At 44.7% G+C, this 24,880-nt stretch carries 27 protein-coding genes and 1 other annotated feature; of the genes, 23 read left to right on the plus strand and 4 right to left on the minus strand.

The features are described from left to right. Positions 1 to 8 precede the first annotated feature (8 nt). Positions 9 to 446: a ferritin-like domain-containing protein gene (locus tag DET59_RS05225; RefSeq protein WP_113968557.1), complete on the minus strand. Its 438-nt coding sequence runs from the start codon at positions 444 to 446 to the stop codon at positions 9 to 11. Between the two features lie 147 nt (positions 447 to 593). Between DET59_RS05225 and DET59_RS21535 the strand changes: the two genes are divergently transcribed. Further along, positions 594 to 749, plus strand: a complete 156-nt coding sequence (locus tag DET59_RS21535; RefSeq protein WP_181778057.1) for a hypothetical protein — start codon at positions 594 to 596, stop codon at positions 747 to 749. A 61-nt stretch (positions 750 to 810) separates the two neighbouring features. Further along, on the plus strand, positions 811 to 1,050 hold the full coding sequence (locus DET59_RS05230) for a YkuS family protein (RefSeq protein ID WP_113968558.1): 240 nt from the start codon (positions 811 to 813) through the stop codon (positions 1,048 to 1,050). 242 nt (positions 1,051 to 1,292) lie between these two features. Here the strand turns inward: DET59_RS05230 and DET59_RS05235 are convergent, their stop codons facing one another. After that, on the minus strand, positions 1,293 to 2,255 hold the full coding sequence (locus DET59_RS05235; protein WP_113968559.1) for a S8 family peptidase: 963 nt from the start codon (positions 2,253 to 2,255) through the stop codon (positions 1,293 to 1,295). Between the two features lie 384 nt (positions 2,256 to 2,639). Between DET59_RS05235 and DET59_RS05240 the strand changes: the two genes are divergently transcribed. Further along, the gene (locus DET59_RS05240; RefSeq protein WP_113968777.1) at positions 2,640 to 3,158 is read left to right on the plus strand and encodes a superoxide dismutase family protein; all 519 of its coding nucleotides are present in this window, start codon (positions 2,640 to 2,642) and stop codon (positions 3,156 to 3,158) included. 49 nt (positions 3,159 to 3,207) lie between these two features. Here the strand turns inward: DET59_RS05240 and DET59_RS05245 are convergent, their stop codons facing one another. Further along, positions 3,208 to 4,551, minus strand: coding sequence for a sodium-dependent transporter (locus DET59_RS05245; protein ID WP_113968560.1), 1,344 nt, complete (start codon positions 4,549 to 4,551; stop codon positions 3,208 to 3,210). 76 nt (positions 4,552 to 4,627) lie between these two features. Next, positions 4,628 to 4,839, minus strand: a binding site (T-box leader). A 223-nt stretch (positions 4,840 to 5,062) separates the two neighbouring features. Here DET59_RS05245 and DET59_RS05250 point away from each other — a divergent pair. Further along, positions 5,063 to 6,181: an NAD(P)/FAD-dependent oxidoreductase gene (locus DET59_RS05250; protein WP_113968561.1), complete on the plus strand. Its 1,119-nt coding sequence runs from the start codon at positions 5,063 to 5,065 to the stop codon at positions 6,179 to 6,181. A gap of 101 nt (positions 6,182 to 6,282) precedes the next feature. Further along, positions 6,283 to 7,839, plus strand: coding sequence for an ABC-F family ATP-binding cassette domain-containing protein (locus DET59_RS05255; RefSeq protein ID WP_113968562.1), 1,557 nt, complete (start codon positions 6,283 to 6,285; stop codon positions 7,837 to 7,839). Positions 7,840 to 7,894: 55 nt separating this feature from the next. Here the strand turns inward: DET59_RS05255 and DET59_RS05260 are convergent, their stop codons facing one another. Further along, positions 7,895 to 8,578: a GntR family transcriptional regulator gene (locus DET59_RS05260; RefSeq protein WP_181778058.1), complete on the minus strand. Its 684-nt coding sequence runs from the start codon at positions 8,576 to 8,578 to the stop codon at positions 7,895 to 7,897. 353 nt (positions 8,579 to 8,931) lie between these two features. Here DET59_RS05260 and DET59_RS05265 point away from each other — a divergent pair, with 353 nt between their 5' ends. The 18 genes from DET59_RS05265 (at position 8,932) to DET59_RS05350 (ending at position 24,857) form a co-directional block, all read left to right on the plus strand. Next, a complete protein-coding gene (locus DET59_RS05265) occupies positions 8,932 to 10,257 on the plus strand; it encodes a phenylacetate--CoA ligase family protein (protein WP_113968564.1) in 1,326 nt (441 codons plus the stop codon). A gap of 72 nt (positions 10,258 to 10,329) precedes the next feature. Beyond that, complete coding sequence (paaA, locus tag DET59_RS05270; protein WP_113968565.1) at positions 10,330 to 11,298, plus strand: 1,2-phenylacetyl-CoA epoxidase subunit PaaA; 969 nt, start codon at positions 10,330 to 10,332, stop codon at positions 11,296 to 11,298. Between the two features lie 15 nt (positions 11,299 to 11,313). Then, positions 11,314 to 11,670 carry a 1,2-phenylacetyl-CoA epoxidase subunit PaaB gene (gene paaB / locus DET59_RS05275; RefSeq protein ID WP_113968566.1) on the plus strand — a complete coding sequence of 119 codons (357 nt, stop codon included), beginning with the start codon at positions 11,314 to 11,316 and terminating at the stop codon, positions 11,668 to 11,670. Continuing rightward, positions 11,667 to 12,485, plus strand: coding sequence for a 1,2-phenylacetyl-CoA epoxidase subunit PaaC (paaC, locus tag DET59_RS05280; protein ID WP_113968567.1), 819 nt, complete (start codon positions 11,667 to 11,669; stop codon positions 12,483 to 12,485). Before paaB ends, paaC begins: the two co-directional genes overlap by 4 nt. A gap of 13 nt (positions 12,486 to 12,498) precedes the next feature. Then, positions 12,499 to 12,978 (plus strand): 1,2-phenylacetyl-CoA epoxidase subunit PaaD, encoded by a 480-nt coding sequence (gene paaD, locus DET59_RS05285; protein ID WP_113968568.1) that lies wholly within the window; start codon positions 12,499 to 12,501, stop codon positions 12,976 to 12,978. Between the two features lie 41 nt (positions 12,979 to 13,019). After that, positions 13,020 to 13,328: an EthD family reductase gene (locus DET59_RS05290; protein WP_113968569.1), complete on the plus strand. Its 309-nt coding sequence runs from the start codon at positions 13,020 to 13,022 to the stop codon at positions 13,326 to 13,328. Beyond that, positions 13,321 to 14,100, plus strand: a complete 780-nt coding sequence (locus tag DET59_RS05295) for an enoyl-CoA hydratase/isomerase family protein (RefSeq protein ID WP_113968570.1) — start codon at positions 13,321 to 13,323, stop codon at positions 14,098 to 14,100. Before DET59_RS05290 ends, DET59_RS05295 begins: the two co-directional genes overlap by 8 nt. A 12-nt stretch (positions 14,101 to 14,112) precedes the next feature. After that, positions 14,113 to 14,886 carry an enoyl-CoA hydratase-related protein gene (locus tag DET59_RS05300; protein ID WP_113968571.1) on the plus strand — a complete coding sequence of 258 codons (774 nt, stop codon included), beginning with the start codon at positions 14,113 to 14,115 and terminating at the stop codon, positions 14,884 to 14,886. Between the two features lie 24 nt (positions 14,887 to 14,910). Then, positions 14,911 to 16,428, plus strand: a complete 1,518-nt coding sequence (locus DET59_RS05305) for an aldehyde dehydrogenase family protein (protein ID WP_113968572.1) — start codon at positions 14,911 to 14,913, stop codon at positions 16,426 to 16,428. Between the two features lie 70 nt (positions 16,429 to 16,498). Then, a complete protein-coding gene (locus DET59_RS05310) occupies positions 16,499 to 17,374 on the plus strand; it encodes a 3-hydroxyacyl-CoA dehydrogenase (RefSeq protein WP_113968573.1) in 876 nt (291 codons plus the stop codon). After that, the gene (locus DET59_RS05315; RefSeq protein ID WP_113968574.1) at positions 17,371 to 18,576 is read left to right on the plus strand and encodes a thiolase family protein; all 1,206 of its coding nucleotides are present in this window, start codon (positions 17,371 to 17,373) and stop codon (positions 18,574 to 18,576) included. The genes DET59_RS05310 and DET59_RS05315 overlap by 4 nt, the downstream gene beginning before the upstream one ends. Before the next feature lie 82 nt (positions 18,577 to 18,658). Beyond that, positions 18,659 to 18,880: a hypothetical protein gene (locus DET59_RS05320; protein WP_113968575.1), complete on the plus strand. Its 222-nt coding sequence runs from the start codon at positions 18,659 to 18,661 to the stop codon at positions 18,878 to 18,880. Between the two features lie 167 nt (positions 18,881 to 19,047). After that, a complete protein-coding gene (gene paaX / locus DET59_RS05325; protein ID WP_113968576.1) occupies positions 19,048 to 19,923 on the plus strand; it encodes a phenylacetic acid degradation operon negative regulatory protein PaaX in 876 nt (291 codons plus the stop codon). Between the two features lie 121 nt (positions 19,924 to 20,044). Continuing rightward, positions 20,045 to 21,001, plus strand: coding sequence for an NAD(P)H-dependent flavin oxidoreductase (locus DET59_RS05330; protein WP_113968577.1), 957 nt, complete (start codon positions 20,045 to 20,047; stop codon positions 20,999 to 21,001). 428 nt (positions 21,002 to 21,429) lie between these two features. Then, a complete protein-coding gene (locus tag DET59_RS05335) occupies positions 21,430 to 22,401 on the plus strand; it encodes an ABC transporter substrate-binding protein (protein WP_113968778.1) in 972 nt (323 codons plus the stop codon). A gap of 16 nt (positions 22,402 to 22,417) precedes the next feature. Continuing rightward, positions 22,418 to 23,437 carry an ABC transporter permease gene (locus DET59_RS05340; protein WP_113968578.1) on the plus strand — a complete coding sequence of 340 codons (1,020 nt, stop codon included), beginning with the start codon at positions 22,418 to 22,420 and terminating at the stop codon, positions 23,435 to 23,437. After that, positions 23,421 to 24,215: an ABC transporter ATP-binding protein gene (locus DET59_RS05345; protein ID WP_113968579.1), complete on the plus strand. Its 795-nt coding sequence runs from the start codon at positions 23,421 to 23,423 to the stop codon at positions 24,213 to 24,215. The genes DET59_RS05340 and DET59_RS05345 overlap by 17 nt, the downstream gene beginning before the upstream one ends. A gap of 246 nt (positions 24,216 to 24,461) precedes the next feature. After that, positions 24,462 to 24,857 (plus strand): thioesterase family protein, encoded by a 396-nt coding sequence (locus DET59_RS05350; protein WP_113968580.1) that lies wholly within the window; start codon positions 24,462 to 24,464, stop codon positions 24,855 to 24,857. The last annotated feature ends 23 nt before the right edge of the window (positions 24,858 to 24,880 follow it).

Consider the following 24,880-nt stretch of genomic DNA (forward strand, 5'->3'; position numbering starts at 1 on the left):
CCGTGTATTTAGTTAAAAGAAGGATCCTTTAGTAAGCGATCGAATTCTTCCAGGTGATGGGTTTCATCTGCAATCATGTCATCCAGCTTGATGCTAAGCTCAACAAGACCCAATTCCTCAGCTTGCTCTTTACGTATTTTATAGCGTTCGATTGTATTAGCCTCAGCTTTACGGCCTTCCTCTAACATTTCCTTCACATTATCTGTTTGTTTCACGGCAGCCGGAGTGGTCGTCGGATCTCCGCCCAATGTTTTAATTTTTTCCGCTAAGTATAAAGCATGTCCCTGTTCATCCGGGATCTCCTCTTCGAAGAAAGGCTTTAAGATTTGACGGTATAAGCCGCTCACGACAGCAGCGTAATTTGTGTAAAGAATAACTGCAGCATATTCATTCGATAAATCTTCATTTAATCCATCGATTAATTCTTTTAATTTTGCTTCATCCATTTGAATACCACCCTTTTGTTTATTGTTATATAAAGTATTTACCCGGCAAAGTGACAAATAAACATTCTGAAAGTAATCGAATGCCCTTCAAATATTTTGCCTTGAAATGGGGATTCTAATTCTATAAAAGTCAGAGGAGGGATGAGAATGTCTAAACAGGGAAAGAAAAGTATGGACCAAACATCAGAACAGTTGGCAAAGCAAAAGGCCAAGAATGATGTGGAATTCGGAACTGATATTCAGGTGGGGAATTCAAAAGGCCAAAGTCAGAAAAAAAGTGGCAAACAAGTAAATAAAAAATAAATGACGAATATCTTTTTCCCCGGAAGAAAAACCTATATGTAGAACCAGGAGGTGTAAAGGCATGAGAATTGGTGTTGAACAATCCTTACAAAACGTCGTGCAAGCCTTACGTGAAAAGGGGCATGACGTCGTTGAACTAAAACAGGAAACAGACGCAAACGGCTGTGACTGCTGCGTAGTGACAGGAATGGATTCCAATGTAATGGGGATTCAAAACGTAGCTACTCAAGGATCTGTGATCGAAGCAAGTGGACTAAGTGCTGATGAAGTATGTCAGCAAGTTGAGAGCAGGTTACAATAGTAAAAAACCAGTGTAGTGCAAAAAGAACAGTCTTTGGTGGCTGTTCTTTTTCAGTAGCATAGTAATAAGAAGGGTGAGTGCACGATTTTTGGCTCATTCGAGTGAAACGTCCGTTTCACTCTCCTTTCAGCAAAGCTGAAAGGTCGCCATAACGAAAAGAACCCCCGGCATAAATGCATTTATGCCGGGGGTTCTTTTCGTTATGGCGGAAATGAGCCAAAAATCAACCAGTATAAAGTCCTTCACCCAATCTGAGCTAGGGGCTGGTTTCTCAAATGCTCCCGTAATAAATCGGGTGCTGTGATAAACAACAAACCATTTCCTTCCAATGTTTTTGGAAATCCGAGTGGAACGGTGCGTTTAATAAGTTGTGCATACAATTCGGTTTCTGAAAGCTTGCGGTCGAAAGCTGCTTGCTCGAATTCTTTGATGAGGGCTAATGCTCCGGAAACGTGTGGAGCCGACATGGAGGTACCGCTGAGTTTAGCGTATTTTTCACCGGGAATGGTAGATAAAATTTGTTCACCCGGTGCCACTAAGTCGACTTCATTATTGGAATTCGTAAAGTAAGAAGATTTTCTTTGAAGGTCGATGGCTCCTACAGAAATCACTTCATTGTAACAAGCGGGAAAAGAAAATTCATCGGTGCTGCTGTTCGAGTCACCTTCGTTACCTGCTGCACAAACAACTGATATATTTGCATCCACCGCTTTTTGAATTGCTTCGTGCAGAGGCTTGTGGTCAGTGGGACCCCCCAATGACATGGAGATGATGTCCACCTTTTGTTCGATCGCATACAGAATGCCGTTCACGATCCAATCGTATTTTCCACTCCCGCGGCTGCCCGCCAGTACTTTAATAACCAATAAATCGGCCAGTGGCGCAACCCCGATAACCCCATCACCATTTTCACTTGCAGCAATCGTACCCGCGACATGGGTACCATGACCGCTATAATCAGTAACGTTATCTTCAGCACCGTTGTCATCGTCTGTGAAATTCCGGAAACCCTTCACTTTTCCTGCCAGATCGGGATGGTTCATATCGCATCCTGTATCCAGGACGGCGATGGTCGTCCCTTTTCCTTTGAATCCATTCTTCCACATACTAGGAGATTGAATTAAATCAACGCCTTTAGGAATTTCATTTGCATCAACAATCATTTCGTCCATGAAATATGGAATTAACCTAATTTCACCTTGCATATCAATCCCTCCTAAAATGGTACTGCATTAAAAATCTGAAGTTTCTGAAAATATAACATTTTTTGGACAAAATGAAAAGGGATAATGGTAATAGGAAAATAAAACCAATCATATTTTTCTTTCTTTAAGCATAGGGGAGGGGATTTAATAGTTTTGAAGGTAGTATTGAATGAAAGAAGCCGGTGAGAACCTTCGGACTTGCGGTCAATGTGTCAATCTCATTAGCAGGAATTTAAACAAACGTTTGACTGATAGGATGAACAATTGAGTAGATAAGGTTTTCAGAGGTTAAACAAACGTTTGGTTAAAAAGTGAAGTTCTGGTTTTTTCATCATGTCACCAATACTTTCAACATAAAATGTCTTGAAGGAAGGTGAACCAATGATGAATTATTATCAATATGGGTATCCTGGTTATTCATATTATCGAAACGCTCCTGACATGGCCTTCGCTCAAATACAGGGAGGTCCATTAGCCCCAGGATTGCAGGGCTATGTTTTTTTTCGCGAAGTGCAAAATGGGGTGGAAGTATATGCAGAGGTAACAGGTTTACCATCATATAAAGAAGGAAAAGGTGATCAAAATCCGATCGGGCCTCATGGATTTCACTTACATGAAAAAGGAGTCTGTGAAATAGGCGACCCTAAGAAGCCTTTCTCTTCTGCCGGGGGACATTGGAATCCGACGGGTCAGCCTCATGGTAATCATGCGGGTGATTTTCCAGTCCTGTTTTCAAACGACGGATACGCTAAAATGTCCTTTTTTACGAATAAATTCAAAGTGAAAGACGTGATAGGCAAAGGGGTCATCATCCATCAAAGCCCGGATGACTACAGATCACAGCCCTCAGGAGATGCGGGGAAACGGCTCGCATGCGGAGTCGTTATGGGGTATGGAGTCTAATGAAAAAGGGTTGACCCTTGACAGGTCAACCCTCCTCTTTCATCATCTATTAGAATAGGCCCAATACATCAAGCATGACAATAACGATTAGCAATGGAGCTACAAAGCGGATCAGGAAGAACCAGGTTTCGAATAATCCACGCTTCAATCCACTTCCTTGCTTCAACTCTTCGTAAAGTGCTGTTTTCTTCATTTTCATAGGTACGAACAATGCAATAAGCAGTGATCCAATCGGAAGCAGCACATTACTGACAGCGAAATCAGCCAAGTCAAAAATGGTCTTATCGAATAGCGTGATATCCCCAAGTATCCCAAATGATAATGCCGATGGAATACCGAAAACAAAGATGGCAAGACCAATGATCCAAGACCATTTCTTGCGCTTTTCAGGTTCTCCTTTTGAAATGACCGAAACGATGATTTCGAGCATGGAGAACGCGGATGTTAAAGCGGCGAACAAGAACAGGACAAGGAATGCAATAAAGAACAACATCCCAAAAGGAAGTTGACTGAACACGGTCGGTAAAACATTAAACAGTAGTACCGGGCCCGCCCCAGGTTCTAAATCAAAGGCAAAGACTGCCGGGAAAATGGCCAAACCTGCTAACAGTACGATGAAGATATTCATAGCCACAATGGATATGGCTGATCTGGGCAGGCTCTGCGTTTTCGGCAGGTAAGAACTATATGTCACCATCACCGATACACCCACACTTAGCGTGAAGAACGATTGTCCCATCGCTTCTAATATGGTTTGTGATGTCACCTTTGAAAAGTCAGGTTGCAACAGGAAGGTGATTCCAGCCATGGCATTATCAAGAGTGACCGCACGAACGACCAAAAGAATAAATAAAATAAATAATGCCGGCATCATGATTTTACTGGCCAGTTCTATCCCTTTTTGAACCCCTTTAGCAACCACGATGATGGTCATCAAGATGAAAAGGAACTGAACAAACACACTTGTTACAGGATTTGAGATCGTTGCACCAAATACTTCTGCGTATTGATCCGAGGATAGATTGTTCAATTGACCCGTAATGGCTTTAAACAAATAAACAACAATCCATCCGCCAATCACGCTGTAGAAGGAGAGTAAGATAAAGGAAGTAACCATTCCAAGGATCCCGACCCAATGCCAGCGTGTACCGGGGGCGATTTTCCGATACGAATCAACGGCGTTGCTCTCTGCAGTACGTCCGATGGAGAATTCAGCCAGTAGTAATGGAAGTCCGAGCAATAAAGTAAATAGAATGAAGATCAGGAAGAAGGCTCCGCCTCCATTTTGACCGGCGATATAAGGGAACTTCCATATTGCCCCCAATCCAATCGCAGATCCTGCTGCCGCTAATATAAAGCCAATCTTTGATGACCATTGTTCACGTTGACTCATTCTCATTCTCCTTTCTGTTTTCTGTTTATTATTGAGTGCCGCTTTCAAATAACACAAAAAAATCGCCCCTACATATCGTAGGGACGATTTGGATATCGCGGTACCACCCTAGTTATGAGAAATCGATTCTCATCACTCTTCACACATAACGGCCTTAACCGTCTTTTGATCTCGTCAAAAGAAGCTCCGGAATCGAAATTCACCAATCATCTTTGTACCGGTTCACACCGACCACCGGCTCTCTTTAACAGGGAAATGTTCGCTACTTGTTTCCATCAAAGCTTATTCAATATTAGGTTATACAATTTTTATCATGAAACAAAACAACTTGTCAATATATTTTGAAAAAAGTAGTGAGAATTGTCTGGAATTGTTGGTGGTATTTGGTGTGGTCAGGATGTTGGTTGTATCTGGAATAACAAGATCAAACTCCTTGAAAACCGCATCTCCATTGAGTTCCCCTTTCTTCTCAAGTAAAATAAAGAAAAAACGAAATGAAAAGGTGTTTTAAATGAAATCATATATTGTGGTCGGAGCTGGGATTCTTGGGGCATCTACGGCGTATCACCTTGCTAAGGCCGGAGCGCACGTAACAGTAGTAGACCGTCAGGACCCTGGACAAGCAACCGATGCTGCAGCGGGGATTGTCTGTCCGTGGCTGTCCCAGCGCCGGAATAAAGTGTGGTATCGACTGGCCAAAGGTGGTGCGAAGTATTATCCGAGCATCATTCAGCAGCTGGAAGCAGACGGGGAAACAGAAACAGGATATATGCGTGTAGGGGCGATCAGCCTTCATACCGATGAAAATAAGCTTCGGAAAATGGTGGAGCGAGCGGAAAAACGCCGGGAGGATGCACCTGAAATCGGTGAACTCACGATTCTTACGGCTGAGGAAACACGTCGGCATTTCCCGCTTTTATCTGAAGAATATCAAGCTGTTCATGTAAGTGGGGCGGCACGAGTTGATGGAAGAGCGATGCGGCAGGCGCTTATCAATGGAGCCAAGAAGTACGGGGCGATATTCCGCAAAGGGGATGCCGGGCTTCTAAAAGAACATAACAGGATCACGGGTGTCACAATAGACGAAGAAAAGCTTGCAGCAGATGAAGTGATTGTCACAGCAGGTGTTTGGGCGAAGGAACTATTTGAGCCACTGGGAATAACCTTTATGGTATCTTCCCAAAAAGCGCAAATTCTTCATTTAGAGGTAATGGGGGAAGAAACGAGTGGGTGGCCTGTCGTCATGCCGCCGAATGACCAATACCTTCTTGCTTTTCCTGAGGGAAGAGTCGTAGCAGGAGCCACACATGAAAATGATAGGGGGTCCGACCGTCGTGTGACAGCAGGTGGTTTATATGAAGTACTTCACAAAGCGATTGAAGTGGCACCCGGCATCCAGGACAGTACAGTGATGGAAACGAGGGTGGGGTTTCGCCCGTTCACTCCCGGTTTTCTCCCCGTTTTCGGAGCGATGCCGGGACTTCCCGGGGTGCTGGTAGCGAATGGACTTGGAGCATCCGGACTGACGGTCGGCCCGTATCTTGGTTCGGAGCTTGCGAAGCTTGCACTCGGTGAACCTACTGAACTGGATCCAGCCGACTATGATGTAGCAGGGGCCATCCGAGTATAGGAAGAAAAAAACACCAGCTCATTTCCCTCTATCTTCTAAGCGTAATGACCCTTATAATAAAGGGAGCGAATTTTAGTATATAAAGAAAAGGTGTTTACAATATGAGTTTATTATCAGTTCAAAATTTGACTCACGGTTTCGGTGACCGTGCGATTTTTAATGACGTTTCTTTCCGTTTGTTAAAGGGTGAGCATATCGGCTTGATTGGTGCTAACGGAGAAGGAAAGTCTACCTTTATGAACATCATTACAGGAAAACTTGAGCCTGATGAAGGAAAAGTGGAGTGGGCGAAGCGAATTCGTATCGGTTACTTAGATCAGCATGCGAAGCTTATGCAGGGCATGACGATTCGGGATGTGCTGAAGACAGCCTTTCAATACCTGTTTGACATGGAAACAGAAATGAATGAGTTATTTGCCAAAATGGGTGAGGCAACTCCAGAAGAGCTGGAAGGATTGCTGGAGGAAACCGGGACTCTTCAAGACGCCCTTACGAATAATGATTTTTATATCATTGACGCAAAGGTAGAAGAAATCGGGCGAGGTCTGGGATTAGATGATATTGGTTTGGATAAGGATGTTCACGATTTAAGTGGAGGACAAAGAACGAAAGTCTTACTGGCTAAACTCCTGCTTGAAAAACCGGAAATTCTACTACTCGATGAGCCGACCAACTACCTTGATGAACAGCATATCAATTGGTTGAGACGCTACCTGCAGGAATATGAAAATGCGTTTATCCTGATCTCTCATGATATTCCATTCTTAAATAGTGTGATTAACCTTATTTATCATATGGAAAATCAAGAGCTGAATCGTTATGCTGGAGATTACCATGAATTCAAACGCGTCCATGAAATGAAGAAGCAGCAACTTGAGTCAGCTTTCAAGAGACAGCAGCAGGAAATTTCAGAGCTGAAGGATTTCGTAGCCCGTAACAAAGCGCGAGTATCCACTCGAAACATGGCGATGTCCCGTCAGAAGAAGCTGGATAAGATGGACATGATTGAACTGGCTGCTGAAAAGCCAAAGCCAGAGTTTCATTTCAAACAAGCAAGAACCGCCGGCAGGGTCATTTTTGAAACGAAGGATCTTGTGATCGGTTATAATGAACCATTGTCCAAACCACTCAATCTCAAGATGGAACGCGGTCAGAAGATTGCTCTATCCGGAGCCAACGGTATCGGGAAGACGACGCTACTAAGAAGTATATTGGGAGAAATCAAACCCATTTCAGGTTCAGTGGAGCTGGGAGACTATCTTCATATCGGTTATTTTGAACAGGAAATCAAGACAAGGAATAATAACACGTGTATTGAAGAGGTATGGAATGAGTTCCCGTCCTTCAATCAAGCGGAAGTGCGAGCTGCCCTGGCGAAATGCGGCCTGACGACAAAGCATATCGAAAGCAAGGTAGAAGTGCTGAGCGGTGGAGAAAAAGCGAAGGTCCGCCTATGTAAATTGATGAACAAAGAATCGAACGTCCTTGTATTCGACGAACCGACCAACCACTTGGACGTTGAGGCTAAAGAAGAATTGAAAAGGGCCCTTAAAGAATACAAAGGCACTGTTCTCTTAATCAGTCATGAACCTGAATTCTATCAGGATGTGGCGACGGAAGTATGGAACTGTGAAAACTGGACAACAAAATTATTCTAATGGTAAAAGCCGATTCCCACGCAAAGGCAAGGTGGGAACCGGCTTTTTTTGTACATTAATCTACTAAAACAGACTCAAGTGATGAATACCCATTATCATCCAGTCTCAAATCATCAAAACTATGCTTCATATGAAGATCGATCAGTTCCAACAATGTTTGCTGATCTTTGTCTTCGATCGCCTTCACCATTTCTTCATGTTCGCGGAAACGGACGTTCTCACCTGGTTCCACATGATAAAACACATCAAATAAAAACAGATAGACGTTAGACTGAGTAAGCATTTCATCCATATATCGTAACAGGAATTTATTCCCGCTGACTTCTGCGAGGAATAAATGAAACTGTTTATTGAGCTCGACGTATTTTAACAAATCCTTTTGTTTATAGGTTTCCTGTTCGTTCTCAAGAAACTCATAAAGCTTTGACATATGCGATTTTTTCACCTTTGGGAGGCCGTATTTTACAGAAAGGAATTCTAGTTCTTTCCTTAATTCGAAGAAAGATATAATCTCTTCTTTTGTGGGATGGACGACAAATGCGCCTCGATTCGGAATGATCTGAACCAGTCCTTCGGCTTCCAGTCGTTTCAACGCATGTCGGATGGGGGTTCTGCTCACATCCATCTTCAGAGAGATGATTTGTTCCACAAGCTGGGTTCCCGGAGCGATCTTTCTGGCAAGTAAGGCATCTTTCAGTTGCCCATACACTCTAAACTCTGCGGTTTGTCTTTTCTTCACTTTCATCATCCATTCAGGTCTATTATTTCATAATGTCTATCATATACGAAAAAGAGGCTGATCCAAAATCAGGTGCCTCCAAATTCCTAAAATGACACCTGACCATTCTCAATATAACGGCGAAACGGATTCTCACGCCACTCTATGCCCGCATACAAAAAAGATACCTTTCCACAAGCTTGCTTCTTGCCTGGCTGTCACCTAATTTACTTTGATGAAATTTTCTGAAAATATATTGACAATTTCCAACAGAAACGTTATCTTTTGAGTAGATAAATATAACACATAATTACATAAACGAATTAATAACGTTATATAAATATATTTTTATATAGTGACAGGAGGCCGATACGTTGATTTTGCATGAGATTGAAACTGCCAGTCGATCGCAAATGGAACGCCTTCAACTAGAGAGATTACAACATATTGCTGCTTATGTGTATGAACGAGTCCCTTTTTACCGTGAACAATTTGACCAGAGAGGTCTGAAGCCACAGGATATAAAGTCTTTGTCAAACCTTAAAATGTTACCGCTTACAAAAAAGAAAGATTTACGGGAGAATTACCCTTTTGGCCTGTTCGCGGTCAAGCGTGAAGAAATGGTAAGGGTCCATGCATCTTCCGGAACAAGTGGAAAGCCAACGGTTGTAGGGTATACCCGGAACGATATCAACATATGGGAAGAAATTGTGGCCCGGGCCATTGCCATGTCAGGTGGAAAGCCCGGGGACGTCCTCCATAATGCATATGGATACGGACTATTCACAGGTGGTTTGGGCCTTCATTATGGGAGTGAGAAGCTGGGGATGATCACGGTGCCGGTATCCGGCGGAAACATGTCCAGACAAATCACTTTATTGGAAGACTTTCAGCCCACGGTCATATGCGGCACCCCATCTTACGTTCTCAATTTGGCAGAATCAATGGAGGCACAGGGGAAGGATCCGGCTTCACTATCCTTACGATATGGAATATTCGGGGCTGAGCCCTGGTCGAATACGCTGAGAGAAACATTGGAAAGAAAGCTCAATATTAAAGCGTGTGACATATATGGCTTAAGTGAAGTCATCGGACCGGGAGTTGCCATGGAATGCCACGAAGCTCAGGATGGCCTACATATCGCAGAGGATCACTTCCTGGTGGAGGTCATAAACCCTGATACGTTAGAGCCTTTACAAGAGGGTGAAGTCGGTGAGCTGGTGTTTACAAGTTTAACGAAGGAAGCCTTTCCGATCATCCGTTATAGAACCGGAGATATCGCTTCGATTCAGCACGGAACATGCTCATGTGGACGAACGACGGTGAAGATGTCCCGTGTTAAGGGAAGGGTGGATGACATGCTCATCATCAGGGGAGTGAACGTGTTTCCATCAGAAATGGAACACTTCCTGCTTCAGATAAGGGAGCTTGCACCACATTATCAGGTTCACTTAAAGAAAAAAGGGGCACTTGATAGGGTGGAGCTGCAGGTTGAGGTCACGGATGAATGCTACCAAGAAATGTCTCAAGACCTAAAGCATGAAGGAATCAATCACTTGGAAGCAAAAGTGAAAAGCCTCATGAAAGATCGTTGCTATGTTTCCATGGATGTGAAAATCAGGGGACCGAAAGAAATCCCCCGTTCAGAAGGGAAAGCCATCCGGATTGTGGATCTTAGAGGAGAAGCCATGTTTCAATAATTTTTTTTGAGAAAAAAGTTATCACACAATATAGTTCCCGCGTAGTAACTGTGTGATAAAGGAGGAGCTACAATGAGTGACGTATTATCAAATCAACAACTGACGGACGAAGAGCGTATGGCTCATTTTATGAGAAAGATTGAAAATGACGAAAAGATCGAAGCGGATGATTGGATGCCGGATGAATATCGAAATGCACTGATCAAGCTGATTTCCATGCATGGGATCAGTGAAATCATGGGGGCACTTCCCGAGAAGGAGTGGGTACCGAAAGCACCTACACTAAGAAGGAAGCTTGGAATCATGGCAAAGGTACAGGACGAGATGGGGCATGGACAGCTTCTGCTTCGTGTAGCGGAAGATTTAATGAAGCCTTATGGGAAAACAAGAGAGCATATTATGAGAGATTTGTTCTCAGGAGATTTAAAGTTTCATAACGTCTTTCACATGGAGGCGCCTACTTGGGGAGACGCTGGATTGATCGGCTGGCTTGTGGACGGGGCAGCGATCATCACTCAAACGAATATGCTCCATGCCTCATACGGGCCATATGCCCGGGCGCTAAAGCGGATTTGTGCGGAAGAAGTGTTCCATGCACAGCATGGTGAAGCCATCATCATGGCTCTGGCAGAAGGGACTCCCGAGCAAAGGGCATTAGTTCAGGATGCAGTGGACCGCTGGTGGGAATCGCTTCTTATGTTCTTTGGACCGGGTGACGCGAAAACGACAGGTTCCTCTAAGCAGGATATCACCATCAAATACAACATCCGGACGAAAACAAATGAACAGCTGAGACAGGACTTTTTCACGAAATATGTTCCGAGGATGCTGTCGTTAGGTCTGACTCTTCCTGATGAAACGATGTACTTCGATGAAGAAAAGGACTTATGGATCTATAAGCAGCCCGACTGGAACCGCTTCAAGGAAATCATTCGGAACAATGGGCCGAAATCAAAGGATCGCCTTCGTTTAAGAGAATTATCCTACGACAATAATGCGTGGGTTCGAGAAGCATTAAGCCCTAGTGACCAAGTAAGCTAGAAGGGAATGAGTTGGATGTCTGACAAGGGGCAGAATTTTTATCAGGAATTTGAAGTGTTTAGTAAGAGGACGGACGGTGCGCAGATGCAGCATCAATTCAGTCTGTTAGCACCCAACCATGAGCTTGCCATGGTGATGGCTCAAGAGAATTTCATGAGAAGAGAGCCGGTTTCGGATATATGGGTTGTGAAGCGGTCGGACGTGCGGATGATGACACCTGAGGAAAGAGAGAGTGTCGGCCGTCTTGATAATAAAGATTACCGGAACGCCAAAGGCTACGGTTATCTGAAGAAGAAGTGGAGACAGTACGAACAGGAAATGCTCGATGAGAAAGAAATCATGTCATGGGGAGAGTTGGTGAAGAAGAAATGAAAGTGAAAAGTCCAAATGACATCCCGAACCGAGATTATAAAGAAGCGCTTCTGAGCCTGCTCTATCAACTGGCCGACGATGATTTCATCCTTGCTTACCGCGGTTCTGAATGGCTGGGACTCGCTCCTCATATTGAAGAGGATGTTGCGTTTTCCTCCATTAATCAAGACACGATGGGGCATGCCACCATGTTCTATCAGCTCCTTGAAGAGTTAGGGGAAGGGGATCAGGACCATCTGGCACATGGAAGGAAGGCGCCAGAACGAAGAAATGCCATCTTACTGGAAGAAGTGAATGGACCCGGACACTACTTACAAGAACCCCGTTACGACTGGGCCTTTGCGGTTGTAAGACATTATTTCTACAGCGTCGCCAAAAAGGTGCGAATCGACTCGTTAAAGAACTCCTCCTATGAACCACTTGCTGAAATGGCGATCAAAATCAACACAGAATTATATTATCACCTGCTGCACTGGAAAACCTGGTTCATTCAATTAATGAATGCAGGCGGGGAAGCAAGGGAGCGCATGAATAAGGCGATTGAACGAGTATTAAATGAATTCCGGGGAGTCCTGACCCTGGGGCCACTGGGGAAAGAAATGTCACTTATGGCTCTGATCGAAGGAGAAGAAAGCTTAGCGAAACGATGGGAGCTGGCCATTCAACCGGTCTTCCAATCTACTCAACTATCCTTTCCTCCGAATGTAAGCATGAAAAAAGGGAATGGACGCTTAGGTGAACATACTCCTGAACTGGATACGGCACTTTCCACCCTGAGCGAAGTCTATCAAACAAATCCCGCAGCAAGCTGGTAAAGGATGAAGGTAAATGACGGCAACCGTATTAGATGTTCTTCAAACTGTGAAAGATCCTGAGATAGATTCCATCAGCATTGTGGATCTTGGAATGGTCAATCGTATCCATCACGAGGAAGATGCTCTGATGATTGAACTCCTCCCAACCTTTGTAGGCTGTCCTGCATTGGACATTATCAAAGGAAATGTGGAGAAGGCTTGTCGGGATCAGCTTGGAATTCAATCCATACAGGTGAAATTTGTCTATTCGCCTCCCTGGACCTCCGACCGGTTAACCGAAAATGGCCGGGAGAGACTGAAGGAGTTCGGCATCGCACCCCCGCCTGAACATTTCACGGGGGAAGAAAATTGGGAGATTCATTGTCCATATTGTGATTCCCCCTATACCTCCATGGAGAACCTGTTCGGTCCCACCGCCTGCAGAAGCATCCTATACTGCAAGCAATGCCGCAACCCGTTCGAAGCCATGAAACCAATATCAACAATGATGTAAAAAACTATTAAACTACTGAAAATCAAAGGAGAGATTCCACTATGGTAAAACTAATCGCATTGTATAAGCACCCTGAAAACAAAGAGAAATTCGATGAGCATTACTTCAATACCCACGCTCCGATCACGGCAAAAATTCCTGGACTTAAAAAGATGGATGTAACGAAAATCGTCGGTTCACCTATGGGTGGGGAAGGCAAATACTACTTAATGTGCGAAATGTATTATGACAATCATGAAGCGATGAAAGCTGCCATGAAATCCGATGAAGGCAAAGCCTCCGGGAAGGACCTTATGGGCTTCGCCGCAGAGTTAGTCACTCTTATGATCGGTGAAGAAGTGAATGAGTAAAGAGTTCGAATATATCGTAGTGAGCGAGAGGGACGGACTTGGCTTTATTGAATTGAATAGACCTAAAGTTTTGAACGCCATCAATCGTCCTATGGTATCAGAGCTGGTCAATGCTTTCGAGGCATTTGACCGGAACGACAGTGTGAAAGCAATTGTTTTATCCGGTAGGGGCAGAGCCTTTGCTGCAGGAGCGGACATTGATGAAATGGCAGAGGACGGAGCCATAGATTTAGAGCTCTTGAATCAATTCACCGAATGGGACCGCCTGGCCTGGATTAAGAAGCCGATCATCGGAGCGGTCCAGGGGTTTGCATTAGGAGGCGGGTTTGAGTTAGCTCTTTGCTGCGACATTCTATTCGCTTCAGAGGGTGCAAGCTTCGGATTTCCTGAAGTGAATCTTGGGGTCATGCCTGGAGCGGGTGGGACCCAGAGGCTCACCAAGCTGATAGGGAAATCAAGAGCGATGGAATGGCTGTTATCAGGAGACATGTTTACAGCCACGCAGGCTCTCGAGTGGGGAGTCATCAACCGGGCGATTCCGAAAGAATTATTAATAGAAGAAACCGAGAAGTTTGCGAAGAAATTAGCTGCAAAGCCACCGCTTTCCCTGCGTTTGATCAAAGAATCTGTCCATAAAGCCGTCGATTCTTCGATTTATGAAGGGATGCAATATGAGCGGAAGAACTTCTATCTTCTTTTTGCCTCTGAAGATCAGAAAGAAGGCATGAAGGCTTTTGTGGAAAAACGGAGACCGAATTTTAAAGGGAAATAAGGAGGCTGCCGCATGTTTGAAACGATTAAATATGAAGTGAAAAATAACGTAGCCTGGATTACCTTGAACCGTCCTGATAAGCTGAATGCTTTCATCCGTCAACTCAATCTGGAAATCCAAAAGGCGATGAAGGACTCTTCAAGAAATGAAGAAGTTAGAGCCATCGTAATAACAGGTGAAGGCAGGGCTTTTTGTTCGGGCCAGGATTTAAGCGAAGTGGATGAATCGATGGATCATGGAGAGGTCCTTCGAAATAACTACGGACCGATGGTGAAAGAAATCGAGCAGTGTGAAAAGCCGGTCATTGCAGCCGTTAATGGAGTGGCGGCAGGAGCGGGATTCAGCCTGGCCCTTGCCTGTGACTTCAGACTTGTGTCTGAGAAAGCGAGCTTTGTGCAAGCATTTGTGCATGTCGGATTAATGCCGGATTCAGGGAATCTTTATTATTTATCAAAGATTGTTGGCTACGCAAAAGCGCTGGAACTCGCGGTGTTTGGAGAGAAGATAAAGGCGTTCGATGCAGAAAAGCTGGGTCTTGTCACGAAAATCATATCGCTTGAAGAGTGGCAGGAAGAGACGGCGGCGTTTGCCGAACGAATCGCCTCTATGCCAACGAAGGCAATCGGCTTGATGAAGCGTTTATTAAAAGGCAGCGCTGACCAATCATTCCACGAATACTTAGAAAAAGAAGCCTGTGCCCAGCGGATCGCAGGCAAGACACAAGATCACCGCGAAGGTGTGACAGCATTTATGGAAAAAAGAAGACCAGCCTTTCACGGAAAATAATTCAATCAATAAGGAGATGGAGTTATGTCTACAGTAAAAGAGCAAAGCTTTGAAGTCCTTGAAATGAAAAGAGAACATTATTCATTGGTGATCAACGGCCAACGTATGGAAAGCGGTTCGGGTGAAACCTTTACGACGTACAATCCAGCGACAGGTGAGGCGATTGCCACTGTTTCACTGGCATCTGTGGAAGATGCTGAAAAAGCGGTTGAAGCAGCGAGAAACGCGTTTGACTACGGTAAGTGGAAGAAGTTCCCGATCAATAAGCGTTCCCGCGTGCTCAATAAAATTGCAGGCATTATGCGATCTCGCTTTAATGAACTTGTCTCTCTTGAGATCATGGATAGCGGGAAATCACTATCCGCCGCACAAGGTCAAGTGATGCAAGCGATCGAAGACTTTGAATTCTACGCAGGAGCGATTGTGGGCCATCGTGGAACGGTCAATAATGTACCAGGTCAATTCATGAATGTTGCGGAGAAAGAGCCGGTCGGTGTATGTGCTCAAATCATTCCTTGGAATTATCCATTGATGATGGCAGCGTGGAAAATTGCACCTGCCATTGCGTCAGGCTGTTCGGTTGTCGTGAAACCAGCGACTCTTACACCATTAACAGCGATTGTCCTGGGTGAAATTTGTATTGAAGCCGGCGTTCCTGAAGGTGTTGTCAACATCATCCCGGGTGCAGGTTCTTCTGTCGGTAATTACTTAGTTGAGCATAAAAAGGTTGATAAAGTAGCCTTCACAGGTTCCACTCCTATCGGTAAAAACATTATGGAAAAGGCGTCTCAAACCCTAAAGAGAGTCACTCTTGAATTAGGTGGGAAGTCACCAAACATCGTATTTGAAGATGCAGATGTAGATGCAGCAGTGGATGGTTCCCTGTTCGGAATCTTCTATAATACAGGTCAGTCCTGTGAAGCACGCTCCAGACTGTATGTTCACGAAGACATCTATGATGAGTTCATGGAAAAATTCGTTGAGAAAACGAAGAAGCTGAAACTGGCTGACCCCCATGATAAAGGGACTCATATCGGGGCGATCATCAACCAGGAGCAACTGGACTCGATCGACGGATATGTTCAATCTGCCAAAGAAGAAGGGGCAACGATCTTAGCCGGGGGAAGCCCTGCGAAGGTTGAAGGCTTTGAAAAAGGCTATTGGTATGAGCCAACCATCATTACAGATGTGAATCACGACATGAAGGTTGTAAAAGAAGAAATCTTCGGACCAGTTGTGGTGGTAATGAAATTCAAAGATGAAAAAGAAGCGATCAAAATGGCCAACGATAGCGAATATGGACTCGGTTCAGCCGTGTGGACTCAAAATCATGGCCGTGCGACAAGAGTATCGAAAGCGATCCAGGCCGGAATCGTGATGGTGAACTGCCCGTTCTCCGCTTTCCCGGGTACGCCATTCGGAGGATACAAGCAGTCCGGATTCGGCCGTGAACTTTGTGTTGAAACGCTCGATCTTTACACAGAAACAAAGAGTATCATTTCTTACTTCGGAAACCGTCCGTTAAACCCATTTGGTTTGTAAGAAGAAATAAACAAGCAGGGGGTTGTCCTATCAGGGTCAACCCCTTATTGCAAGAAAGGGGAAAATAAACATGACGCAGCATATCGTGGTAGTTGGTTCCGGAGTAATGGGTAGAGGGATCGCTTATGTAAGTGCAGTAGGAGGCTTCCGTACCACACTGGTTGATATTAAACAAGAGCAGTTGGATCATGCCAGGAATGAGATTGGGCTCATTTTCCAAAGAGGAATTGAAAAAAATAAGCTTACTCAGCAACAGTACGTAGAAGCAAAAGAGCTAATGAGCTATTCAACGAATCTTTCGATTGCCGTACGGGATGCCGATGTGGTCATCGAAGCGGTTCCGGAAAAGACAGACATCAAGCGTGGCGTATTTGAAGTTCTGGACGCGCATGCCCCGGAGTATTGCTACCTGGCAACGAATACCTCCACCATGAGCCCGACGGAAATTGCCTCATTTACGAAACGACCTGACAAAGTCATTGCCATGCACTTTTTCAACCCCGTACATAAAATGCCACTCGTTGAAATCGTGAAGGGCTTGGAAACAAGTGATGAAACGACGGAGGTGATCCAGCAAGTAGCCCGCCTGATGGGGAAAGAAACAGTGGTCATCAATGAGTTCCCTGGTTTTGTCACAAGCAGGATCTCTGCCCTCGTTGGGAATGAAGCCTTTTACATGCTCCAGGAAGGACTCGGTTCTCCTGAAGAAATCGATAAAGCGATCAAGCTCGGATTAAATTACCCGATGGGTCCATTTGAACTTGGGGATTTAGTCGGACTGGATACCCGATTGAATAATCTTAAGTACCTTCATGAAAAGCTTGGAGAAAAGTATCGCCCGGCCCCTCTTTTAGAAAAATATGTGAAGGCAGGACGTCTTGGCCGAAAAACGGGTAAGGGCGTTTACGATTACTCGGAAACAAAGGAAAAGGAGCACCAGTCATGAGAGAGGTTGTCATTGTCGATGCTGTCAGGACCCCGATTGGAAAATACAAAGGCTCTTTAAAAGAGGTGCGCCCTGATGATTTGGGTGCACATGTGATTAAAGCCCTCGTCGAACGAAATCCCCTCGTCCCGGTGGATACGATTGAAGAGGTGGTACTTGGAAATGCAAATGGTGCAGGCGAGGACAATAGGAATGTCGCGCGGATGTCGACACTCCTGGCAGGCCTCCCAGTTGAAGTCGGGGCCACTACCATCAACCGTTTATGCGGTTCCGGACTGGACGCTGTGAACTATGCGGCTAGAGCCATTTTGGCTAATGAAGGGGATGTTTTCATTGCAGGCGGGACTGAAAGTATGACGCGGGCTCCGTACGTCATGGCAAAGCCTTCAAAGGATTATCCAAGAGGCAATATGGAAATGTTCGATACGACGATCGGGTGGCGCTTCGTCAATTCCCGTCTCAAAGAAAAATACGGGACCGATTCTATGCCGGAAACAGCCGAAAACGTTGCGAAACAGTTCGGCATTTCGAGGGAAGAACAAGATCACTTTGCTTACTGGAGCCAAATGAAAGCGAAACGTGCCGTGGATGAAGAGCGGTTTAAAGAGGAAATCGTGCCCGTTGAATTACGTGACCGTAAAGGGAACCTTTCTACCTTCCAGTTCGATGAACACCCAAGGCCCGATACCAATAGTGAGAAACTGCAGAAGCTTAAGCCCTTATTCCAAGGGGGAACGGTGACAGCTGGGAACGCATCAGGAGTGAATGATGGTGCATCCGCCCTTTTATTAATGAGCAGGGAGAAGGCAGAGGAATTAGGCGTTACACCGCTGGCCCGCTACATGACATCGGCCACTTCAGGGCTTGAACCTTCCGTGATGGGTCTGGGGCCGATCTATGCCACACAGAAGGTACTGAAACGGTCTGGCCTTGCCCTTGACCAAATCGGCTTAGTGGAGCTTAATGAAGCGTTCGCAGCACAATCCATTGCCTGCATCCGTGAGCTTGGTTTGAATGAAGAGATCGTCAATGTCAATGGAGGAGCCATCGCATTCGGGCATCCACTTGGAGCAAGTGGAGCACGTATCCTTACCACCCTTCTGTATGAAATGAAAAAGAGAAAGGTACGGTACGGCTTGTCTACCATGTGTATTGGTGTCGGGCAGGGGATTGCGACTTTAGTAGAGAATATTGAAATTTAATAGCTTGAGTCCTGTATGCGCAGGGCTCTTTTTGTGATTAGAATCGCCCCTATTTAGAAAAGATAAGAGTGAGGTGAGTGAGATGGAATTTGAAATCATGACAAAAGAAAGTGAGATTCCTTGTCTCGTAGTCGCGGATGAGGATAACGGTAGGTATTTGATAAGGAAAGCCGATACGAGTGGGGAAGTGTTCAACAGCCAGGAAGAGCTCGTGAGATGGATCGAGGAGAATTGGTCGAAGGAACAGGTTGTCAATTCGTATGAATTTGTGAAGATGCTGGAGATGTTGAGGATGTATCATTGAGGGTCAGGCTCTGTAGGTGAGCCTGATTTTTTTTTGCCTGAAATTCATTTCCAAACTTAAAAATCATGAATATTCATTTATTTTCATAGAAAGTTTATGATAATATATAAATCAAACGTAAATTAAACGTCATAAACAAACGGAATATATCTAAAGGAGAGGCACCGATGAATACACGATCAATGATCTTTACACTATATGGGGACTACATACGGCATTACGGCAATAAGATATGGATCGGCAGTTTGATACGTCTTCTGAATGAATTCGGTCACAACGATCAAGCAGTCCGTGCAGCCATTTCAAGAATGAATAAGCAAGGCTGGGTACAGGCAGAGAAGCAAGGGAACAAAAGCTACTACTCCCTCACAGAACGCGGTGTGATCCGAATGGAGGAAGCGGCAAACAGGATCTTCAAGCTGAAGCCTGAGCAATGGGACGGCAAATGGAGAATCCTGATGTACTCGATTCCGGAAGAGATTAGAAGCATCCGTGATGAACTGAGGAAAGAACTGGTTTGGAGCGGTTTTGGAACCCTTTCTACAAGCACGTGGATCTCTCCTAACAATTTGGAGAAGCAAGTCCAATCCCTGATTGGGAAATACGAGATTAAGGATTATGTCGATTTCTTCATTGCTGAATATGAAGGCCCAAATGAGAATCAGCGTTTGATCGAAAAAAGCTGGGACCTGATAGAAATCAATGACCGCTATCAGGAATTCATTTCTCACTACAGCCAGAAATACATGATCGATAAAAGTAAAATCGGAAGAGGACAGATGAGCGACGCTGAATGCTTCGTGGAAAGAACCAAGCTCGTCCATGAGTATCGCAAATTCCTTTTTGTCGATCCCGGCCTGCCGGAAGAGCTGCTGCCTGAAAAATGGCTCGGGGCACACGCTGCCTCCCTGTTCGGAGAATACTACAAAGAACTCGCAGAACCTGCCTCACGATTCTTCGAAAGTGTCTTCGAAGACGGCAACGAACTCAAAAACAAAGACCTGAGCTACAACGTCATGACCCACCCATTATTATTAGACTGACAAAAACCACTTGCCGGTTTGGCAAGTGGTTTTTTTGAGGGACGGACCTCTGAAATCAACTAAAGATACTTGTCTAACAATTCGAAAGAGTATAACATTAATTTAACGAAGGGGGATTTTAATGAATAGCTTAACGGATTTATTACATATAAAATATCCAATCATTCAAGGTGGCATGGGGAACATCAGCAACGCACCCTTGACGGCGGCAATCTCGGAGGCAGGGGCTCTCGGTACAATCGGTGTCGGCACCATGGGCGTGGAGGAAGTGGAAGGGATCATCCTTGAAACGAAGAAGAGAACCAGTAAGCCTTTCGCTCTAAACATCCCAATCTCCATAACTCCTCATTTGAAAGAGATGATCCGCTTAGTGGTGACACATGGAATACCGATCGTTTCCTTATCAGCAGGAAATCCTGCCCCGCTGATTCCGTATTTTCATGAACACAACGTAAAAGTGATCTGTGTCGTCGCTTCGAAAAAGCAAGGAAAGAAAGCGGAAGACGCCGGTGCGGATGTAATCGTGGCAGAAGGCTATGAAGCTGCCGGGATCAACTCCAACCTTGAAACGACAACCCTTGCCCTTATTCCACAACTCGTCGATACCGTGGACATTCCTGTGGTCGCAGCAGGAGGGATCGGTGATGGGAGGGGACTCGCTTCCATGCTTGCCCTTGGTGCCAGTGGTGTGCAAATGGGTACGCGGTTCATCGCTACACAGGAAGCTCCTTTTCATGAAAACTATAAAACGGCACTAGTGGAAGCAAAAGACGATAGCACCGTCATCGTCGGTCGTTCTGTCGGAAGGGTAAGAAGGGTCATGAAAACGCCCTATGCTGCACAACTGATTCAAAAAGAACAAGAGGGAGTAGCTCTTGAAGAGTTCAGTCGAATGACCTCAGAAGATTATCACCGTGTAGGAGCACTTGAAGGGAAGCTCGATCAGGGATTTATCAATGGAGGCCAAGTGTCCGGTCTCGTATCGGATGTACCGACGGTGAAGGAATTGGTTGAAGGAATGATGATCGATGCCAAGGGGATTTTCAGGAAGCTATCAGGAAGTGGTGTGGAATCTTAATAGATGGTTATGAAAAGGCGCTTTTCCTTGATTGGGGAAGTGTCTTTTTTATGTTGATGTTCACAATTTGGCACAAGTTTAATAGATTCCGGCACAACGTGAAGTGAAAAAACTATAGCACGAAACTATTAAATATCCACGATTATCTGAGTCCCTCACCACATCCTCAGCCCAACTACAGAAAAAATTTTCCCGCAATCCCTCTAGAAATCATCATCAATACCGACTATACTAGTATTAATTTTTAAATTTTCCGAATATTATTGACTATTTTGTGACAGGAGTGATAATATAACGTTGTATTTACGTTGGTGTTCATTTTTATCATACTTGGATTTGCTAGTCTACGAGACTACTGATCATATATCAGGAAGAGAAAAAGGGGGATTTCTGTGAAGAAGAAGAGTTTATTACTTATTGTCATTTCTATGATGCTGGGAATGCTGTTTTTAGCGGGCTGTGGTAGTGATACAAGCTCAGGTGGAGAAGATGGTGAAAAGCAATATGTGATCGGGGTAACCCAGATTGTGGAACATCCGTCTTTAGATGCAGCATTTGAAGGTTTTAAGAAGGCATTGGCTGAAAACGGTTTCAAAGAAGGCGAAAATGTAAAATATGATGTTCAAATCGCCCAAGGAGATCAAAGTAATTCACAAAGTGCTGCCAAGAACTTTGTTGGAGACGGTGTCGACCTTATCTTTGCTAACTCAACCCCAAGTGCTCAACACGCATTGAATGCAACGAAAGAGATTCCAATCGTTTTTACTTCTGTTACTGATCCTGTCGGTGCCGAATTGGTTAAGTCTTTTGAAGAGCCTGGTGAAAATATCACGGGAACGACCGATACTCACCCGGAAGCGATTTCAAAGACCCTTCAATTCATCACGGATGAAATGAAAGCGAAGAAGATTGGAGTTGTTTATAATTCCGGCGAACAAAATGCTGTCGTTCAAGTAGCTGAAGTGAATAAGCTTGCCGAAGAAAAAGGCGTGGAAGTGGCAGAAGCTACGGTTTCAACATCCGCTGATGTCAAACAGGCGACTGAATCCCTGGTGGGAAGAGTCGATGCCATTTACATCCCGAAAGATAATACAGTCGTTTCAGCGCTGGAATCAGTCATCACGGTAGCGAATGAAAAGGATATTCCTCTTTTTGTAGGAGAACTCGATTCATTGAAAAAAGGGGCGATTGCAGCGAGTGGATTCAACTATGAGGATCTTGGTTATCAAACTGGGTTAATGGCAGTGAAGATTCTAAAAGGGGAGAAGAAACCTTCTGAAATCCCTGTACAGGCTCCGGAAAACTTCGAGTTGATGTTCAATAAAGCGGCAGCTGAAGAACAAGGTGTGGAAGTACAGGAAGCCTGGTCTGAGCTCGGGAAATTTTTAGAAGAAAAATAGGAAGGGTTGATGATTCGTGCCAACAGCAATATTCGCATCCTTTGAATCTGGAATCATTTACGCTATTATGGCCCTCGGAGTCTACTTGTCCTTTCGGATATTGGATTTTCCCGATTTAACAGTCGACGGCAGCTTCGTTACAGGAGCCGCTGTCGCTGCCACCATGATTGTTAGTGGCGTAAATCCAGTCATCGCAACCATTACAGCGATTATCATCGGATTTGTTGCAGGATGTATAACGGGACTGCTTCACACGTTTGGAAAAATCAATGCCCTATTATCAGGGATTCTCATGATGATCGCCCTGTATTCTATCAATCTCAGGATAATGGGACGGTCGAATGTACCTTTACTAAGTCAGGATACTGCGTTTACAGGGATGGAAGGATTTTGGTCATCTCTCGGAATCGATGCCGCACTCAATAAATTGTGGATGGCAGTGGGGCTTGGTGAGCCTGTACCGGGAACGTGGAGCATTTTATTTATTATGATCATCATCACGCTTGTCATCAAGTTTATTACAGACGGATTCTTGAAAACGGAAATCGGGTTGGCATTGCGGGCGACTGGGGATAATCAGCGGATGATCCGCAGCTTCTCTGCTAATACGAATCTGATGATTATTCTGGGGTTGGGAATATCGAATGGGATGGTGGCACTGTCGGGAGCATTGATTGCCCAGTATAGCCGATTTGCTGATGTGGGAATGGGAATCGGGATGATTATCATTGGACTTGCTTCCGTTATCATCGGTGAAGCATTGTTCGGAACCAAGACGATCGCCCGTACGACGCTCGCCGTCATTGGTGGAGCGATTATCTATCGATTAGTCGTATCCATGGCACTTCGCGTCGATTTCCTGGAAACAGGGGATATGAAGCTTATCACAGCGACAATCGTGATTCTTGCCCTTGTCATGCCTAAGGTGATGGACCGTTACAAGGATAGGAAACGAAAAGCGCAACGTATGGCAGAACGATTGGACAGGTCTTCAATCACAGATGGAAAGGGTGAGAGCGGTGTTACAATTAAATAGAATCCATAAAGTATTTAATGAAGGGACACCCGATGAAAAAATCGCCCTTGATGACATTCAGCTCTCTTTAAAACCTGGAGATTTCGTCACTGTGATTGGAAGCAATGGAGCCGGGAAATCGACATTGATGAATATCGTTTCAGGTGTACTGCTGCCTGATGTGGGAAATGTCCTGATTGACGATCATGATGTTTCTAAGGTGTCCGAGTATAAAAGGTCTAAGCTTATCGGTCGCGTGTTCCAGGATCCAATGGCAGGAACCGCACCTACTATGACCATCGAAGAGAACCTGGCCATGGCATATTCCAGAAATCGTACCCGCACCTTTAAACTGGGTGTGACCAAAAAACGGAAAGTGTTTTTTAAGGAAGTACTGGAAACACTTCACCTCGGGCTTGAGAATCGATTGAATGCAAAGGTCGGGCTGCTATCAGGAGGGGAAAGACAGGCGCTCTCTCTACTGATGGCCACATTCACAGAACCTTCGATCTTATTGCTGGATGAACATACGGCAGCGTTGGATCCCGCCAGAGCGGATCTGATTACGAACCTGACAAAAGAGATTGTAGAGAAGTATAAGCTGACCACGTTGATGGTCACCCATAATATGCAGCAGGCGCTGGACCTTGGCAACCGGTTGATTATGATGGATAAGGGCCAGATTATATTAGAGGTAAATGAAGAAGAGAAAAAACACCTCACAGTCGAAGGACTTCTCCACGAATTTCAGCGAATCCGTGGAAGCAAACTCGCCAGCGACCGGGCACTTCTTTCATAAGCTAATAAAAACAATAAACAACCTTCTACAAAAAGCAACGAGACTCTGTTTCGTTGCTTTTTTGCGTTAAAGGAGTGAGGGACGGACCTCGGCAAAGCCGAAGGTCCGTCCCTCTGCATAACTTATATTAATATAATATTTTAAATTTTAACAATTTATTGACTATTTATAAAACAAAATGTTATTATATCGTTGAATTAACGTTATATAAAAATATATAATTTGTTGGTTTAAAGGGGGAAAGCAATGAAGTCTGGATTAGCAGAAGGACATACGGCCGTCGTCACGACAGAAGTAATCCCCAGCATGTATGCCCAGTTTGAAGGAGACGTGGTACACCCGGTGTATTCGACCGTCTCAATGGTTTACCACATGGAATGGGCATCAAGAAAGATCATTCTACCCTATTTGGAAGATCATGAAGAGGGAATGGGAGCCAAGGTGAACGTCGAGCATATGACTCCGGCGAAAAACGGTTCCTCTCTTGAAATTAAAGCGAGCGTAATTAAATATGAACGAAACATCATCGTGACCGCAGTGACTGTCAGAGATAGAGAAAATGACAGACTCATTGGGAAAGGTGAAGTCAAACAAGTGGTACTCCCTAAAGAGATCATTAATGAAAGAATAAAAGAGAACTAGTTTTGATCTACTTCATCAATAGG

Source organism: Rossellomorea aquimaris, assembly GCF_003315075.1.
Taxonomy (GTDB): Bacteria; Bacillota; Bacilli; order Bacillales; family Bacillaceae_B; genus Rossellomorea; species Rossellomorea aquimaris_C.